The following is a 17,852-nucleotide window of genomic DNA, read 5'->3' as shown; positions in this document are numbered from 1 at the left end:
TTACAGAAGTTCGCTTGTCTCTTGAATTAGTTTTGATATTTTTTCTAAATTATCACGTTTATCCAACAAGATATGCACAACCCTTTTATTTTTAAAAAAATCGTTTAGCTCTCAATTATAGGCGTTTAAGTTGTCTAAAAATTGAATTATTGAGTTATCCACACCTTTTAAAAGCTTAAATTTTGATCTTGTAAACTCATCAATTTGCATATGAAATATACAAGTAAAAAGTTCAGAAAAGTCCACAAAATCATTCGCAAGAACAGGTATTTCAACAAAATCATATTTATGTTGCAATAAGTGGTTTTTTATCGCTAAAAACACCTCTTTTTGCAACTTTTGAAATGAAGAGAAATCTTGCATCATTCAAACTTTTATTTTCTTTTTAGAAATTGCTCCATTTTCAATCAAAAAAGGACCAATTTTTTGCTCAATTAATGAGATAAATTCTTGGTCCGAACTATAAAGGTAAGAAACATACTCATCACAGTTAAATGTTGAGTATCCTAATTGTTTGCAAGCTGATAAAAAAGTTGTTTTACCAGAAGCAATTCGCCCCACTATCGCTATCATCTTGAGGTTATTTTTCCAATAACTTCTTTAAGTTCTAATTCTTTTAATTGATCCATAGCATTTTCTAAAGTAGGATTAAATAAATATAAATCACTATCAGTCTTAAATTCATCTATATTTGGATTTAGTTTAGCCATTTTTAGGCAGAACATTGCATCACGTTCACCTTCTGTAAGTTTATTAATAAGTGATTTAGTTAAGCATGATTTTCACTGATCACGTGAGTTATATAGATTTTGAACAGTTTGAAATTTTTCAAGAAGATTAATAGCTGTTTTATTTCCGACACCTTCAACACCTTTTAAATTATCGCTAGTATCTCCGGCTAATGCCTTATAATCTACTACTTGATTTGGATGAAAACCATAATTAAAGTAGTAGTTCTTTTCTGTTAGAAGTGAGTATCCGTGTGGATCTCTTTCTATCACACTAACATGTTGATTAATTAATTGATGTAAATCTTTATCACGTGAAAAGATGATTTTATCTTCTTCAGGTGCGATTTTGTAGCAATAAGCTGCAACTAAATCATCGGCTTCAAATCCAGCCATTTCTTGTCAAGCGATATTTAGTTTGCTTAATAATTCTTTGATAATATCAAATTGGATATAAAGGTCATCTGGTGCTTTTAAACGCCCTGCTTTATAGCTATCATACATATCGTGTCTAAAACTTTTATGTTGTGAGTCAAAAGCTATAAAGATATGTGTAGGCTTGTAAAAATCAAGTAATTTAATTAATTGATGCATAAATAAGTTGATTCCATTAGTCGGAACACCCTTAGATGATCTCATTATGTTTTGGTGATTTCCATAAGAACTGGCATAAAATGATTGAAACATTAAGTAGTTTCCATCAATTAATAAGTGTAAATTAGGTTTATTATTCATCTTTAATCTCTTTTCAATCTATAAATGTGTAGTAATTGGCTTTTGATAATTTTAATAAAGCTAGAATCATACGTGGTTCGGTTGTATTTAGTATTTCACCAGCTCGTGAGCTAAAGCCAAAAGCCATAATACTTTTACTATTATCAATTAAGGAAACTCTAGGTCTTCCTTTAGGATCTTTTTGTACTTTAGACATAAAACATTTAACTCAAGTAGGTGTAGCACTTACTTGATCAATTTGTTTATATCCAAATTGATCTTTAACACCACTTAAGGCGTTATATACTGCACCTAAAAGTGAAGCTTCAAGTTTCATTTCTTCAGCAATATTAGTAGGAATAATTTCAATAACAATATCATTAATACCTTGCGTTTTAATGTAATTTAACAAGATTTCAGTTTTATCTTCTTTAACTTTCTTATAAGAGTCTTCAAATAATTTATTAAATGGAATAGCAAATTTTTCTTTTGCATTCATTAGAGTGTTGATTCCACCAAATTCTCTGAGCGTATTTGAATTAATTAAGTTATCAATCACACTATCAGATAAGTTTGCAAGATTTTTAAGTCTTAAATAAGCCTCTATAAAGTTACTATAAGGTCCATTTTTTTCTCTTTCAGCCACTATTTTGCTAGCAGCTACAGAACCTACACCTTTTATCATTAAAAGTGGTAGATATAGCTCTCCATTAATAATTTCAACAACATCTGAAGAATGATTTAATTCAGGTGAATATACTTTAATTCCTTGAGAAGTAGCATCAGAAACATACTTTTTAATGTTTTGCTGATCTGAAGATGAATTAGAAATTAGTACCTTATAAAAGTAAAGTGGGTATTTAACTTTATAGTAAGCAAGTTTATATGCAATTAAAGCATAAGCTACAGCATGTGATTTATTAAATCCGTATGAAGCAAACTTTTCAATATTGCTATAAATTTTTTCTAGAATTTCTTCGCTAATTCCGTTAGCTAAACCACCCGCAAAAAAGTCTGCTTTATAACTGTGTAATTTGCTCTCATCTTTTTTAGAAATTGCTCTTCTAAGTAAATCTGCTTGAGCAAAAGTCATACCTGCTACTTTTTGAGCTATTTGCATAATTTGTTCTTGATATAAAATGATTCCAAACGTATTTTTAACTATTTCATCATATGATGGATGTAGTTTTTCGATTAAACTAGGATCTTGCTTATTTCTTCCGTATGTAGGAATATATTGCATAGGCCCAGGTCTAAATAGAGAAATAATAGCAAAAATATCATCAAAAGAATCGATTCCAACTTCTTTAATAGCATTTTGCATACCTGGTGATTCAAGTTGGAAAATACCATTAGTTAATAGTTTGTTGAGCAACTTAGCAATTTCGGGATCAATAAATTTTCCATAGCTTCTACCAACTATATTATCAAAGTGATATTGCTCAGGAACTAATTCTTCAATTTCTTGAAGAATTGTAAGATTTTTTAATCCTAAAAAATCAATCTTAATAAGCCCGAATCTTTCTAAATAATTTAAAGTGAATTGTACTTGTGGCAAGGTGTTTGCATTATATGTTACAGGCACAACATCTTTGATATCACGATCACAAATAATAACACCAGCAGCATGTATTCCTTCTTGACGAGGTAAGCCTTCAATTTGGCTTGCATAATAATGCAATTTAGGATACATATCAACTAACATTTTATATTTTTCATTGTATTCGTATGCTTGATTTAAACTTTCATCACTTGCTTTAAGGCTATTACAGATTTTATCGATTTCTGGAATTGGGATGTTTAAATAACGCCCTATATCTCTTAATGAGTTTTTTAAAGCTAGCGTTTGAAAAACAGTAATTAAAGCTACCTTATTTTCACCATATTTATCTTTGATATATTGAAGTAGCTCATCTCTTCTTGTATCTTGAATATCGATATCAATATCAGGAAGCGAAACTCTATCTACATTTAAAAATCTTTCAAAAAGTAAGTCAAATTCAAGAGGATTTATGTCAGTAATTCCTAATAAATAAGATATTAATGAGCCTGAAGCAGAACCTCTTCCTGGACCTATAGCAATATTCTTGCTTTTAGCATAATTAATAATGTCTTGAATAATTAAGAAGTAATCTAAAAAACCTAGTTTTTTGATAACTTCAAATTCATAATATACTCTTTTAGTAACTACATCTTCACCATAGGTATAAATAAGATCTAAAGCTTTTTTGTTAGACATTAATCTAGCTAATTCTTCCTTAACATTCCCTGGGTATTTAGCGAGTTTAATGCTACCATCAGGCATAGTTACATTACAACTTTCAGCTATCTTTAGCATATTTTGATATACACTATCATCCAAGTTAGCAAAATCTTCTTCATCTATGTAGTCAGTGTAAAAGTGATTTTGATACTCGATACCACCTATATTATTTAGTATAGGAATTAGCTCATTTTGATCTGTATATAAAATTTTCTTGCAAGGAGCAAATACTGTTTGAATTTCTTGTGGAGTTTTAGCATTTAAATAAAAGTTATTTAAATAGCGTTCTACACTTATTCCTCTAGCTTTTAGCCCCAAAAATTCATGATCAATAACATATACATTTTCGTTTTCTAATTCAAAGTATGAAATAGGTTCTTGCTTAGAATTTTTAAATATTAATTGATTTAAAAAATGGTATCCATCATTATTTTTAGCTAATAAAAATACAGTAAAACCTTCAAGCAAATTAAGTTCTAGGCCAATTAAAGGTTTAATGCCTGTTTTTGCTTGAGCTTCTCAATAATATTGCAATGCATATAGATTATTGATATCGGTTAAAGGAAGGTAATCTAATCCTTTTTCTTGAGCCAATTTAGTTAATTCATTAACTCTAATAGCAGAGTTTAGGAATGAATATTCAGTATTTGTATGCAAGTATATTTTTTTCATAATTGTATTATAGTGCATTATCAGCTCAGTACTGTTAAAAAGGTAATCTTTTTTATTATTTATAATAAAAAAGGGTGGATTTTATATCACATTAATTTTGCTTTATTACATTATTGTTTAATTTGACCAAATCTTTTCTATGGATGTTTAATTATTTATAAAAACAACACAACACTTTTACTATATTTTAATAAAAGCGTTGTGTTAATAAAAATTTGTTTAATCCAAAATCTTAGACATTAACTATTTTTCTCTTGCAATAAATAATGTTTAATGTAGTTAAAATAGTGCTTAGAGCCGAATTGTTTTCTCATAAAAGTCACTATATATCTTTCTAGAATAAAGCTTTCTGTTGTTAGATATAAGTAAATAAGTGCTTCTGTCGAGAATTTTTGAGAATCTCAAGGAAAAATTATATTTTTGTATCTAGAAAATAAATTTCCATAATCAAAAATAGCAAAAACAAATATAAAATAGATGATACTAAAAATTTCATTAAATATTCATAACCCAAAGTATGCTTTAGAACCATCAACAGTAGCAACTTCTGTTAAAACATATAACAAAACATATAAGAAACTAGATGATACTATTAACGAAGTTAACAATGCTCGTGAAATCGAAATTGCATAAACTGTTTCATAAATACTTAAATCACTTGGTTTTTTAAGTTTTATACGTTGATTATCCATAATTATTCGTCACCTTCATAAGTGATATTGAGATGTTCTACTAATTTTTCACGGTATTTAAATAGATACATACATCTAAGTAAATTTTTGTATAAATTAGTCATTTTTAGACTTTTTGTTTCAAAAATTATCTGTACCAAATCTTGTGTCAAAATTTTCTTTCTTGCTATATAACCTATAACAAAATAAGTAACAACAGATGTGCAATATATTAAAGCGACTGTTCCTAAAGCTCCATATAAAACATATAAGCCTTTTTTATCTTTAAACGAACCCGTTATTTGTAAACATATTCAAATTATGATAAAACAAATAAAAGCAATTGTTATACCGATATTTGATCAAAATATGTTCTTTATCATAATTGCATATTTAAAAATGTAATCATTGCTTTTGTTTTTAGTACGGATCATATCAATCTCCTAATATTGGATTATACAATGAGGAACTTTTTGCTGATGAGCTATTGTAATGGTAATTATCTCAAATTAAAATATCAATAAAATAAATGTAATTATCTAATAATGTCTTTTGATATTTAATGCCTGTAATGTCTTTAACCATTTCGTTAAATTTTGAAATTCAAATTTTTATTTGTTCAAGTGCATCGGCTTGGAATATTCTATCCTCAAAGTCTTTTGAATTCTTTTTAAGCATTTTTTCTATCATTTTATCCATTTCATCAACTTTATCTTCGATATATTTTATTGCTTCTTGAACTATATCTGAATAAACATCATATTCTTTTTGGGTTAATTTATGTATATCTATACTACCCTCAACTATATTTTTTATATTATTCGGTATTGTTATTGGTGATAAACCAATTTCCATTGGGTTTAATGCGATTGTACAAATACTTTTTATAAGAGAAAATAAGCCTATAACAACTTTTCCTATTCCGGGTATTAAAGATTTTCCAGGATAAATCGATCCTGTTATCAGCATATCTTTTCTTCCTTTTTTCAAGTGTTTTATAGCATCTCTTAGATATCTTGTTAAATCCTGAATGTAAAATTGATCACGTTTATTTATTGAACGTGCTTGATAAAAGTATTTACGTGTTTCTAATGATTTTTTCATTTCCTCGTATTCTAATTCATTTTTTAAATCTAAAATTAGTTGATTTTTTTGCTCATTTTTTATTCCTATTGCTTCTAAATTAACTTGTGATAAAAAATCTACAAATAATAATATTTGTATTTTGTCTTCTTCGTTCAAATTATTGAATGCATCATTTTGTTCGCTCGAAGTATATTCTTGTTGTAATTGAATCATGTTTTACCTCCTTATAAAGATGTCAAAATAGATACTAATTATTTCATTAAAATCAAGATATGTTTGCTGGTTTATTGATTTAAGTGCTTTAAAAACACAGATATTATTCAAATGTTTATTTAGAAATAACAAATCATTAATACATGTATTTATATTTTCATAAAGAAAACAATATCCAAAATTTTTCTTTACACATTTATCGTTTAAATATTTCTTGTTTAAATATAAATTAAATATTTGATAGAAAAGAAATATTTTTCTTGTAAATGCTTTAAAATTCAAATTATTTTGTACATATTTCAATAAATTAATTAGTTTATTAGACATTAAATGAAGATATTCAGATAAAAAAGATTCAAAATTATATATCTCTAAATAAGGAGAAGTGTAGTAAGTAAAAATTTCAAATTTTAAATTTATAAGGATGGCTTTTATTAATAAAAAAATGATTTCTTTTTCTTTTAAATTCAATTTTTCAAGCAAATAATTTAAATCATCAATTGTTTGGATTATTTTATTTTTATGTGTTCCTTTTCGTAACTCTATAATTTTTGATGTAAATAATTGACATATTTTAAATACAAATATTCATTTAGGCTTTAGAAATTTAATCCCTTCTTTATTTATAATCATGTCCTCTGTAATATTTTTAAATTGCATAAATTCAATTACATTTCCACAAAAAGTTGTTTTTGCAATAAATTCATTTCGATAGTAAAAATCAAAATTGTATTTTTTAGGAAAAAAAATCCAATATTTTATTATTTTCAATAATATTAATATTATCTATAATTAGCAAATCAATATCATTACATTTTCTATTCAATAAATTTAACATTTTTAATGCATAGCTACCGTGTACAACAATTTTGTTATTTCTTAATAGATTACTTAAGTTATCTTCTACATTTATCATATATCTCCTTTTTTATTATATTAAGCATTTTATTAAACGATTATAAATCTATAAAAAACATGGAAAAAATAATTTATTTCCATGTTTATGGAAAATTTCCACATTACTTAAATTTATGTATTTATTATTCAAAATTGATGGAATATTTTTAAAAAATTAAATTATCTATATTTTTTTAGAATATTAGTATTTGCATTTTGAATATGAAATCATTTTTTATTCTTAATTATTAGAGTAGTCTAATAAATCCGAATTAATTATTTTTGAATGTTATGTATAGTAAATAAATGAATGATAACAAGCAACAACTTTTAGAATTAATTCATTGCACTATATAACATTAGCTATTTAAGTAGGCTTTAATATTTTAAAAAAACATTATTTAAAAACCTATTGAATAAAACTTAAAATATTTTAATAGCTATGTGTTTTAATTATTTTTGTATTTTTTTCAAACTTTATATCACAAATAATTTATTTAAAATTACTTTTTACAATCACTTAAGCTAGAATTTGATAAACTTTAAACACTATAAATAAGGAGAAAATCTTATGGATAAGAATAAACAATTTAAGCAAAGATTAATAACATACATGGAAATAGAAGCTATGTCTAGATATGAAGAACCAGTAGCTGATGAATTAAGAAAAAACATTACAGGTTATGAAGTTTCTAGAGATAAAATGGGATCAATAATTTTCCATAAAGCAAGTAAAAATCCTAATGCACCTAAAGTTATGATAGCTGCACATATGGATGAAGTTGGGTACATTGTAAGAAGAATTGATAAAAGTGGACAAATACTTTTAAGTCCTATTGGTGGTATATGAGCTAATACAGTTGTAGGAACTAAAGCTAAATTAATTACAGAAAAAGGTACTTACTTAGGTGTATTTGGTCACACATCAATTCATATTATGGAAAGAGAAAAAGTAGGTAAAGCTGTTTCAAATGACGATTTATATGCTGATTTTGGATTCGAAAATGAACAAGAAGCACTAGAAGCTGGTGTCGAAATTGGAAATAAAGTACAAATGAGTGGTGAAACTATTTTATTTGCTAACGAAGATCTTATCGGTGGTAAAGCAATGGATAATAGAGCTGGTGTCACAGTATTAGAAACACTAGCAAAAGAAATTGCTAAAGAAGATTTAGATGTAGATCTTTATTTAGTTGGTACAGTTCAAGAAGAAGTAGGAACACGTGGAGCTAAAACATCAGTTTCAATCGTAAATCCTGATGTAGCAATTGCTTTAGACACAACATCTTCACATGATACAATCGGAACTATACCTGGTACTACAGCATTATTTAAAGGTGCTGCCTTAAGAATTAAAGATGGTGGAAACTTAATGGATACAGGACTAATCAATGAATTTGTTAAAGTATCTCAAAAGTACAATATTCCAGCATATAAATTTGTTTCAATGGGTGGCGGAACAGATGCTCACGAACTTCAATATGCTCGTGGTGGAGCTGCTACACTTACAATTTCACTACCACAAAGATATTTACACTCACCAATTGGGGTTTGTTCAATATCAGATTTATTAGCTGCTAAAGATCTGCTAGTAGCTTTCTTAAAAGAATTTAATCAAGATAGATACAGCGAAATTAAATATAAATAAAATTGATCTATGAATTAATATATTGGGATAAAAGAAATATAGCGCCATATGTTTAGAACATTCATATGGTGTTTTTATATTTTAGATTTCTTTATAGTTTTCCTATGCTATATCAAACCACAAATGAATTATTAGCATCTTTGATACCATTTGTTCATGCAAGTGAAATACACTTTAATTTTTGCTCTATTGTAAATCGTTTTCTAGAGATATAAAAAACACATTCCTCTTTTAATATGGAATGTGTCTAAAAATTTCTTCTAATATATACTAATCTAATTATTCAACTGTAATTGAAGCAATTTGTGTTTGTGTGTTGCCAAATTGATCGGTACCTTGGTATTTAATTTTGTATACACCTTTTTTAGATACATCAAAAGTATCGCCATTGATAACACTTATAGTTACACCAGTATCTTTTTTACCTAAATTTTCTTCATATCATTTTTGTCAAGTATCATGTGCTAAACTAAATTTTTCAACTGAAAGTACAACTCAAGACTCTTTATCTCATTTTTTCTTGTATATCTTGTATTCGTTTTCAGGCATTCCTTCATAATAACTTGGAGTGTCTGTTGTGTAGCAAAGCTTCATTGTACGATTATCTTCAGAATAAAGCACTTTCATTCTTTGAATTTTTTGTCTTAAAAACATAGATTGATTAAGTTCATCACTATCTGAATAATAAACATATTGTACTATTCCATTTTCATCAAATTCAGCACCTCATAATGTTACAGCATGGTTATATCTTGCTTGAGGGTTGATTGCAAATGTAACAGCATAGTTATTTAATAAAGCATCTTTAACATAATTTGAAAAGACTTCATTCACATTGTTAATTCCACCAGCTATTTTTTTATAATCTATTAATGAGTTCGCAATTTCAGTATTAAACAAATGAGGGAAAAATCCTTTGAATGTTTTAGCTTGCTCTTGCATTTCGAATTTAATAGGATTATCAAAGTTGGCATCTTTTTCACCAGATAACATTCATTTATCTGCAAATACTGAATATCCACTTCTGTCATTAAATCATTCACATAAGTAATTTAAAAATGGTGAATAATCTGTTCCATCATAACTTTGTCTGATATCTTTACCATCTAAAAGTTTAACTATATCCTCTGGATAAACTTTGTAATATTCATCTATATACTTTCTATTTTGTTGAATTCATCACATCATTTGGTTGCTTGCAGCAGCTGCTCAACAGCATCTAGAATCACTTCCACCGTTACCAAATAATCTTTCAGATCCTCCTATATGTTTTCCATCAATAACAAAAGGATCATCACCTTTAAACCATTTGTTTGTGTCGTATCAATTACCAGTATTTTTAGTAAAGAAATAATTTTTTTCTTCACCAAAAGACTTATTTGTAATTCATTTATCAAATGGTGGATTATCGTTAAATGTAATATCATTAACAATTTGAGTTTTTTCAGTTCCGGGAAATGCTGGCAAATCTATTCCTTTAACAGTTAAAGTTGCTGGAAAAGTAACGTTTTTATCGGACTCTTTTGCTTCATAAGAGCTGTTTACGGTTGCGAAAGATTTTAAGTCAAAATTTTGAGTATTAGCTTTAACTGTTGGATTTTTTATAAGAGAAAACATTTGCGTTTTGTTTCCTAAATCATTTTCGTCACTTGGCTTACTGTCTGGTTTTTCGCTAGGTTTTTGATTTTGATCTGGACTAGTTTCTGGCTTAGTTGTAGGTTTATCTTGATTTTGATTATTGTTTTCTTTGCTTAGCTCTTCTATTTTCTTCTTTAAAGCTTCTATTTCAGCTTTTAATTTCGTATTTTCGCTTTGTAGATTTCTAAAAGAATTAATTTGATCAGTTAGTTGAGATTGTAAATTTTGCTTTTCATTTTGCAATGATGTAATTTGATTATTTAGTAAAGTTATCTTGTTTTGAGCTTTATTTAATTCTTCTAAAAGAGCTTGATTTTGATTATTTTCTTTGTTTAGCTCTTCAATTTTCTTCTTTAAAGTTTCTATTTCAGCTTTTAACTTCGTATTTTCACTTTGTAAATTTCTAAATGAATTAATTTGATCAGTTAATTGAGATTGTAAATTTTGCTTTTCATTTTGCAATGATGTGATTTGATTATTTAGTAAAGTTATCTTGTTTTGAGCGTTGTTTAATTCTTCTAAAAGAGCTTTATTTTTATCGTTAGAAATATTTAGCTTAGAATTTAAGTCATTATATTCTCTTTTAGAATCTGCAAGTTGGCTCTCTAAAGATGAAATATTGTTATTTAGGTTTGCGATATTTGAATTTAAACTTGTGATTTGATCTATTTTTTCGTTAAGCTGTCCTCTTAAATCATCAAGTTCCTTCTTAAGATTTTTAATATCATCATTTTGGTTTGATTCGCTAACATTATTGCATGCTGAAACCACCACAGCAGGTACAATAATACTTGTAACACTTGAAATAGGTAATAAAAATTTAAATTTATTTCTTTTCATATATATCCTTCTTTTATCTTTTTATTTATAGCACAAAAATCTATTTTATAATTGAGAAAAATTAAAGATTTTATGTTTGTATCAAGACTAAAAATTAACATAAAAAAGTATAAAGAAATGAACCACTTTAATTATCTGATAGTCACGAACAAAATGAATAAGAAAAAAATAATTTGTAACGAATAAAAATATAAGGTAATTAAAATCTAATATCGAAAAACACAACAGCAAAATGAAAATATGCAACAACACAAGATTGGCACGGTAGTATTTGATAAGTCTAATAAATACATTTTAGTAACTGTTTATGAGAGAAAAACTATATTATGATATACAATAACATTTAAAATTAAAAAACCTTGTTTTACAACTAAAATTAGACCTTTATTGGAAAATCATATTTTTAATATATAAAATAAAGTTTTTAGTAAATTAAATCTAATATATAATTTTTACATACATTAAGGAGGTAATATGGTTGATATGTCTACAGGTGCATTCGTAGGGATGATAATTGGAGTTGTTCTATTAGTTGGTATTGCAGCAGCTTTAGTAACATTCTTTGTAACTAAAAGAGTATTTGAAAAACAACTAAGAGAAAATCCACCTATTAACGAAAAAATGATTCGTATTATGTTTAAACAAATGGGAAGAACAGCAAGTGAATCTCAAATTAGACAAATTATGAAATCAATGAATAATGCAAAAAATAAATAATGCTTTTCAATTAATAATAATTCACTTATTAGCGAGTGAATTTTTTTATAAAAATGATTTCTAAGGCAAATATTAAATTAAATTAGCTATAAAAATTTCATTTTTTTAAAATTAAGCTAACTAATTTATATTTTTAGTACTAGGAGATAGGAATAAAAGTATTTATTTATTTAAACTAGCTAACTTATATTTAATTTATATATACATATAAATTTAATATAATGATATTAATATAACTAAAAACAATTATTACAGGAGAAATATGAAGCGATTTAAGTACAACTTAAAAAGTAAAATTATCAATTCTAAATTCATACAAAGTATTATTAGATTTTGACGTTGAAAATCTAATGTTTCAAAATTAAAATACTTATTATTTGTATATTTCTTAATTGTTTTAGTTTCTAGTTTGTTACTCTTTTCACCTTGAGCTCAAAATCCGAAAGCTACAGAACAAATTTCATACATTGATGCTGTTTTCACTACTGCTTCTGCCTTTAGTGATACTGGATTAGTAGTAAAAGATACCTTTACTCAGTGAAATGATTTTGGTCAAGCTATAATAGCTATCCTGATTTTAGCTGGTGGTGTTGGTATCTTTGCTTTAAAATTCTTCATTATCAACTTTATTTTTGGAAAGAAATCATCCTCTTTAGGTGAAATTAAACTTATCCAAAGTGAGCGTGGTGGTACAGATATCACTAAGATTACTCAAATTATAATTTCATCAATTAAGTTTCTAATTGTTTCAATTTTTCTTTTTAGCATAGTACTTACTCTTTACTTTTATTTTGCTACTCCTAAGCACACTACTGGTATTGAAATGATGCTAGGAAATGGGCAATTAAATAGTGAAGAAGTAGCTAAAAACTTTATTTCTCCTCAAGGCGATGTCTTATTATCACTTAAGTTTGGTATCTTCCACGCTATATCAGCAATTAATAATGCTGGATTTGATATTATGTCTTCAAATAGTCTAATGCCTTATTATCAAAATTACTTCTTACAAATTTGCTTTATTATCTTACTTGTAATTGGTGGTTTAGGATATCCGGCGCTTTATGACCTTTCTTGTTGAGTTAAACGCAAAATTAGAAGAGAAAAATCTCCATATCATTTTTCTATCTTTACCAAGATTTCTTTAGTAACTTATGTTTTAGTGTTTTTAGTAGGTTTCTTAATTTCGATTGGATTTGAAGCAAGCTCACAAAATCCATACGCCTTATGAAATCAATATTACATTCCAGACAACTTATATAATAATGTTGCTGATATGTCAAAATTCCATCATCAATATGTTGAATGATTTAGAAGTGGTGCAAATCAAGACACAATTCAATCTTATGATATGTTAGCTAAACACTCTGAATTATTTAAAGAACAGCTATATGGAAATTGATTTGATAAAACATTTGCGACTTTATTTACATCACTTTCAACACGTAGTGCAGGATTTGCTACAGTAAATATTAAGCACTTTACTCAAGGTTCAACATTTGTCTTTATCTTTATGATGATTATAGGTGCTGCTCCTGCTTCAACCGGTGGAGGAATTAGAACAACTACTTTTGCTTTAATCATCATGGGAATTGTTCGTGTGTTATTTGGTCTTCCACGTGTTAGATTATTTAAACGTTCAATTAATCAAGAAACAGTTAATATGTCTTCTCAAGTGCTTGCAATTGCTTTTATTCTTATAGTTATTGCTTCCTTAGTGCTATTTTCATCGTTTACAGATTATGGTGGTGCAATTAAAACAATGTCTGATGCATATAATGCAAATGAAGTTTATAATACACAAAACATTATTTTTGAAGTAGCTAGTGCCTTTGGAACTACCGGTCTTACTTCAGGTATTACTAAGAGCTTGAATACAGTTTCTAAATTAGCTTTAATCATCGTTATGTTTATTGGACAATTTGGAATTTCATCAACTCTTCTTGTTTGAAAACGTAAGAAGAATTGAAAACGTACATTTGAATATGTCGATGCTGATGTAGCTATCGGTTAGGAGAAAATATGAAATTAAATTATAAAAATGATATTGTGGTTATCGGTACTGGTCGTTTTGGACAAGCAGTTATCGAACAATTATTAAAAATGGATAAAAGTGTTTTTGTCCTAGATAAAGATCAAGAAACAGCTAAACTATTTGCTGATGAAGTAGATCGGATTGTTATCGGAGATGCTGCTGATACAAGAACACTTAAATCGCTCGGAATAGATCAAGCCGAAACAGTTGTTGTAGCAGTTTCAGATAACATTGAAATTGTAGCTGCATTACTTGAACTTAAAGTTAAAAACATTATTGCTAGAGCAACTTCTAAGCGTCATGCGAGAGTGCTAAAACAAATAGGTGTTGATGTTATTATTCGCCCAGAATTTGAATCAGGAATGAGAGCAGCTTTAATCGCTACAAATAGAAACTTTATCCGTTACTCACAAAACCTTCAAGAAATAGGTGGCAACTTTGTTATTGGTTCAACTAAAGTAAATAATAAGGAACTCGAAAATAAAGCAATTAAAGATCTTCACCTATCTCAAATGGGAATTACAATTGTGCTTATTAAGACAGGTAATACCTTTAAGCGTGCAACAGGGGACACAGTTATTCAAAAAGATGATATCATCACAATTATTGGTGAAGTAGCTAATGTTACAAATGCTTTAGAATGATTAAATGATAAAGCAGAAATCATCACAGAAAACAATTAAGAAAATTTCTAATACTTCGGTATTAGATTTTTTTACTTTTAAGCCTATGACCTAGGAGCAAAAACTAACTCACTACACTAGTAAAAAACATAAAAATCTATATAATTTAATTAATATTATTAATTAAATTATGAGGTTAAATATGAACGATAAAGATAAAATCTTACCTAATGAAAACGAAGAACCAAAAGTAAAGATTCAAGACGATACTGAATTTGAATACGAAGAAAACAACACAATGATTTTTAGAAAGAAAAAAGAAGTTGTGGTTGAAGAAGATGAAGAAGAAATTCCTCAAGAAAGTGAAGAATATGTAGTTGCTTCTCAAATTATTACAGAACCTACCGATGGTCTTCACCCAGTAGTAATCGATAACGAAATGAAGCAATCATTCCTTGAATACTCAATGAGTGTTATTGTTTCACGTGCATTACCAGATGCTCGTGATGGACTTAAACCAGTTCACCGTAGAATTTTATACGATATGAGCGAACTAGGAATCACACCAGGTAGTCAACACCGTAAATCAGCTCGTATTGTCGGGGACGTACTTGGTAAGTACCACCCACACGGGGATTCTTCAGTTTATGAAGCTATGGTTAGAATGGCACAAGACTTCTCAATGCGTTATCCACTTGTAGATGGACACGGTAACTTCGGTTCTATTGATGGTGATGCTGCAGCTGCTATGCGTTATACAGAAGCTAGAATGGCTAAAATAGCTGTAGAAATGCTTGATGGTATTAAAAAAGATACAGTTGACTTTGTAGATAACTACGATGGTAGTGAACAAGAACCCACAGTACTTCCTTGTCGTTTTCCTAACTTATTAGTTTCAGGATCTTCAGGTATTGCTGTTGGTATGGCTACTGAAATACCACCTCACAACTTAGGGGAAACAATTGATGCTACAATAGCTTTAGCTAAAAACCCTGATATTACAGTTAGAGAACTAATGCAATATATTAAAGGACCTGACTTCCCTACTGGAGCTATTATTCTAGGTACTAAGGGAATTTTAGAAGCTTATGAAACAGGTAGAGGAAGTATTCCTGTTCGTTCTAAATGTGAAGTAATCGAACAAAGTAACGGAAAAAGCAAAATCATCATCAGAGAAATACCTTATGCAATTAAGAAAACTACAATTATTGAAAAGATTGCAGAATTACACAAAACAAAAGTGATTGAAGGAATCGTTGATTTAAGAGATGAATCAAACAGAGAAGGTATTAGACTTGTTATTGACGTTAAAAAAGGCGTAAACCCTCATATTTTACTTAATAAGTTATATCAAAAATCGAATATTCAAACTACATTTAACTTTAACCTAGTTGCTATTGTTAATAATGAACCTAGAACACTTAACTTAAAACAAGCTTTAGAAGTGTTTATAGACCACCAAAAAGAAGTTGTTACACGTAGATTAAAATTCGACTTGAATAAAGCAGAAGAGAGAGCTCACATTCTTGATGGATTAAAGATTGCTGTTTCAAACATTGATGAAGTAGTTGCAATCATTAAAAAATCAAAAACAGACGCTGATGCTCAAGCTGCATTAGGTCAAAGATTTGCTTTAAGCGAAAAACAAACAAAAGCAATCCTTGAAATGCGTTTAAGTAGATTAACAGGATTAAGCATTGAAAAAATGGATGCTGAAATCACTGATTTACAAACAGAAATTGCTCATTACAAAGAAATTCTTTCTTCAGAAGAAAAACTTATTGATGAAATTGTTCTTGAGTTACAAGAAGTTAAAGATAAGTACAACGATGAAAGAAGAACTGTAATTGACGCATCTGCTATTGGAGTAATTTCAGATGAAGATTTAATCCCAGAAAGAGAAATCGTTATTACAATGTCTTCAAATGGATATGTAAAACGTATGGATCTAGATGAATACAACACACAACGTCGTGGTGGAGTTGGATCAGTTTCAATGAAAACATATGATGATGACGATATCGCTATGATTATTCATGCAAATACTCATACAGACTTATTACTATTTTCAAACTATGGAAAAGTATATAACCTTAGAGGGCACCAAATCCCTGAAGGTTCTAAACAATCTAAAGGATTACCATTTATCAATATTATTCAAGGACTTGATACAGAAAATGGTGAAAAGATTATTTCTATCTTAGATATTGATTCATATGATCAAAATCAATATCTTGTTACAGTAACTAAACAAGGTATGTTTAAGAAATCAGACTTAAGTTTATTTAGTAACATTAGAAGAAATGGACTTATTGCATTTAAACTTCGTGAAGGTGATCAACTTGTTCGTGCCTTTGTTATAGGCGAAAACGATGCAGTACTTCTTGCAAATAATGTTAAGAATATTGTAATGTTTAAATCAGATGATATAAGACCTCTAGGTCGTTCATCTCTAGGAGTTAAAGGTATAAAACTCGAAGAAGGACAAGAAGTTATTTCGGCTTCAGCCGATAATGAAGGTGATTATGTCTTAACACTAGGTGAAAAAGGATTTGGAAAGCTTACAAATAAAGACCAATTTAGACTAACAAATCGTGGTGTTAAAGGTGTAACAGGAATTAATGCTGAAAAAGCAGGAAAATTAGTCTTTGCTCGTTTTGTTAACTTAAGCGATGAACTACTGGTTATAACATCTTCAGGAGTTACAATACGTACACAAATTGATCAAATTTCTGAAGCTTCACGTAACACAAAAGGTGTTAAAATTATCAACCTTAAAGATGGCGATAGCATCGTTGATGTTGAAGTTATTAAACAATAAAAATATTTATTATATAGCTCTATGCCTATGGCATAGGGTTTTTATTGCCAAGTATTGTATTAAGCAATACTAATATTCGAAATCAGTATCGGTCTACGATTTAGCAAGATATAAAATGTATCAAAAACAGTGCTTCTCACCCGAGTTTCGGAGTTTCAAAACATTAAAAAACGAATAGCCCCATTTTTTAGAGCTATTCGTGTTTTTATATTCTAAATTACTTGTACAAATTTTTTAAATATAGTTTCTATAGTTTCATAATCTGTAAGATATTCAGAATTTTGTGTAT

At 28.0% G+C, this 17,852-nt stretch carries 14 protein-coding genes; 6 read left to right on the top strand and 8 right to left on the bottom strand.

Annotation, left to right across the window (positions count from 1 at the left end; all coding sequences use genetic code 4):
- Genes ACX1M8_RS01275 through dnaE form a run of 3 tightly spaced genes read right to left on the bottom strand, consistent with a single transcriptional unit; the run spans window position 1 to window position 4,377 of the window.
- A complete protein-coding gene (locus ACX1M8_RS01275) occupies window positions 1-573 on the bottom strand; it encodes a dephospho-CoA kinase (protein ID WP_458836632.1) in 573 nt (190 codons plus the stop codon).
- Window positions 567-1,463, bottom strand: coding sequence for a 5'-3' exonuclease (locus ACX1M8_RS01270; protein ID WP_458616147.1), 897 nt, complete (start codon window positions 1,461-1,463; stop codon window positions 567-569). The genes ACX1M8_RS01275 and ACX1M8_RS01270 overlap by 7 nt, the downstream gene beginning before the upstream one ends.
- Window positions 1,456-4,377, bottom strand: coding sequence for a DNA polymerase III subunit alpha (gene dnaE, locus ACX1M8_RS01265; protein ID WP_458836631.1), 2,922 nt, complete (start codon window positions 4,375-4,377; stop codon window positions 1,456-1,458). The genes ACX1M8_RS01270 and dnaE overlap by 8 nt, the downstream gene beginning before the upstream one ends.
- Window positions 4,378-4,854: 477 nt before the next feature.
- Here dnaE and ACX1M8_RS01260 point away from each other — a divergent pair, with 477 nt between their 5' ends.
- On the top strand, window positions 4,855-5,010 hold the full coding sequence (locus ACX1M8_RS01260; protein WP_458797709.1) for a hypothetical protein: 156 nt from the start codon (window positions 4,855-4,857) through the stop codon (window positions 5,008-5,010).
- 61 nt (window positions 5,011-5,071) lie between these two features.
- On the opposite strand, the gene ACX1M8_RS01255 is transcribed toward ACX1M8_RS01260, so the two are convergent.
- From ACX1M8_RS01255 to ACX1M8_RS01240, 4 genes are all read right to left on the bottom strand, one after another.
- Window positions 5,072-5,482 carry a hypothetical protein gene (locus ACX1M8_RS01255; protein ID WP_458836630.1) on the bottom strand — a complete coding sequence of 137 codons (411 nt, stop codon included), beginning with the start codon at window positions 5,480-5,482 and terminating at the stop codon, window positions 5,072-5,074.
- Window positions 5,469-6,347: a hypothetical protein gene (locus ACX1M8_RS01250; RefSeq protein WP_458810559.1), complete on the bottom strand. Its 879-nt coding sequence runs from the start codon at window positions 6,345-6,347 to the stop codon at window positions 5,469-5,471. Before ACX1M8_RS01250 ends, ACX1M8_RS01255 begins: the two co-directional genes overlap by 14 nt.
- A 3-nt stretch (window positions 6,348-6,350) precedes the next feature.
- Complete coding sequence (locus ACX1M8_RS01245) at window positions 6,351-7,007, bottom strand: hypothetical protein (protein ID WP_458836629.1); 657 nt, start codon at window positions 7,005-7,007, stop codon at window positions 6,351-6,353.
- Between the two features lie 76 nt (window positions 7,008-7,083).
- Window positions 7,084-7,263, bottom strand: a complete 180-nt coding sequence (locus tag ACX1M8_RS01240) for a hypothetical protein (RefSeq protein ID WP_458836628.1) — start codon at window positions 7,261-7,263, stop codon at window positions 7,084-7,086.
- A gap of 552 nt (window positions 7,264-7,815) precedes the next feature.
- Here ACX1M8_RS01240 and ACX1M8_RS01235 point away from each other — a divergent pair.
- Window positions 7,816-8,892, top strand: a complete 1,077-nt coding sequence (locus ACX1M8_RS01235; protein ID WP_458835554.1) for a M42 family metallopeptidase — start codon at window positions 7,816-7,818, stop codon at window positions 8,890-8,892.
- A gap of 279 nt (window positions 8,893-9,171) precedes the next feature.
- Here the strand turns inward: ACX1M8_RS01235 and ACX1M8_RS01230 are convergent, their stop codons facing one another.
- Window positions 9,172-11,370 carry an IdeS/Mac family cysteine endopeptidase gene (locus ACX1M8_RS01230; protein ID WP_458836627.1) on the bottom strand — a complete coding sequence of 733 codons (2,199 nt, stop codon included), beginning with the start codon at window positions 11,368-11,370 and terminating at the stop codon, window positions 9,172-9,174.
- A gap of 474 nt (window positions 11,371-11,844) precedes the next feature.
- On the opposite strand from ACX1M8_RS01230, the gene ACX1M8_RS01225 reads away from it, so the two are divergent.
- The 4 genes from ACX1M8_RS01225 to gyrA all read left to right on the top strand — a co-directional run bounded on the left by ACX1M8_RS01225 (window position 11,845) and on the right by gyrA (window position 17,563).
- Window positions 11,845-12,087: a YneF family protein gene (locus tag ACX1M8_RS01225; protein ID WP_458797704.1), complete on the top strand. Its 243-nt coding sequence runs from the start codon at window positions 11,845-11,847 to the stop codon at window positions 12,085-12,087.
- Between the two features lie 262 nt (window positions 12,088-12,349).
- On the top strand, window positions 12,350-14,098 hold the full coding sequence (locus ACX1M8_RS01220) for a TrkH family potassium uptake protein (protein ID WP_458836626.1): 1,749 nt from the start codon (window positions 12,350-12,352) through the stop codon (window positions 14,096-14,098).
- A gap of 8 nt (window positions 14,099-14,106) precedes the next feature.
- Window positions 14,107-14,802, top strand: coding sequence for a potassium channel family protein (locus ACX1M8_RS01215; RefSeq protein ID WP_458797702.1), 696 nt, complete (start codon window positions 14,107-14,109; stop codon window positions 14,800-14,802).
- Between the two features lie 142 nt (window positions 14,803-14,944).
- Complete coding sequence (gene gyrA / locus ACX1M8_RS01210; RefSeq protein ID WP_458797701.1) at window positions 14,945-17,563, top strand: DNA gyrase subunit A; 2,619 nt, start codon at window positions 14,945-14,947, stop codon at window positions 17,561-17,563.
- The last annotated feature ends 289 nt before the right edge of the window (window positions 17,564-17,852 follow it).

Source organism: Mycoplasma tracheobuteonis (assembly GCF_054456995.1).
Note: the sequence above shows the minus strand (reverse complement) of the source record. Positions and strands in the feature narration are given on the sequence as shown.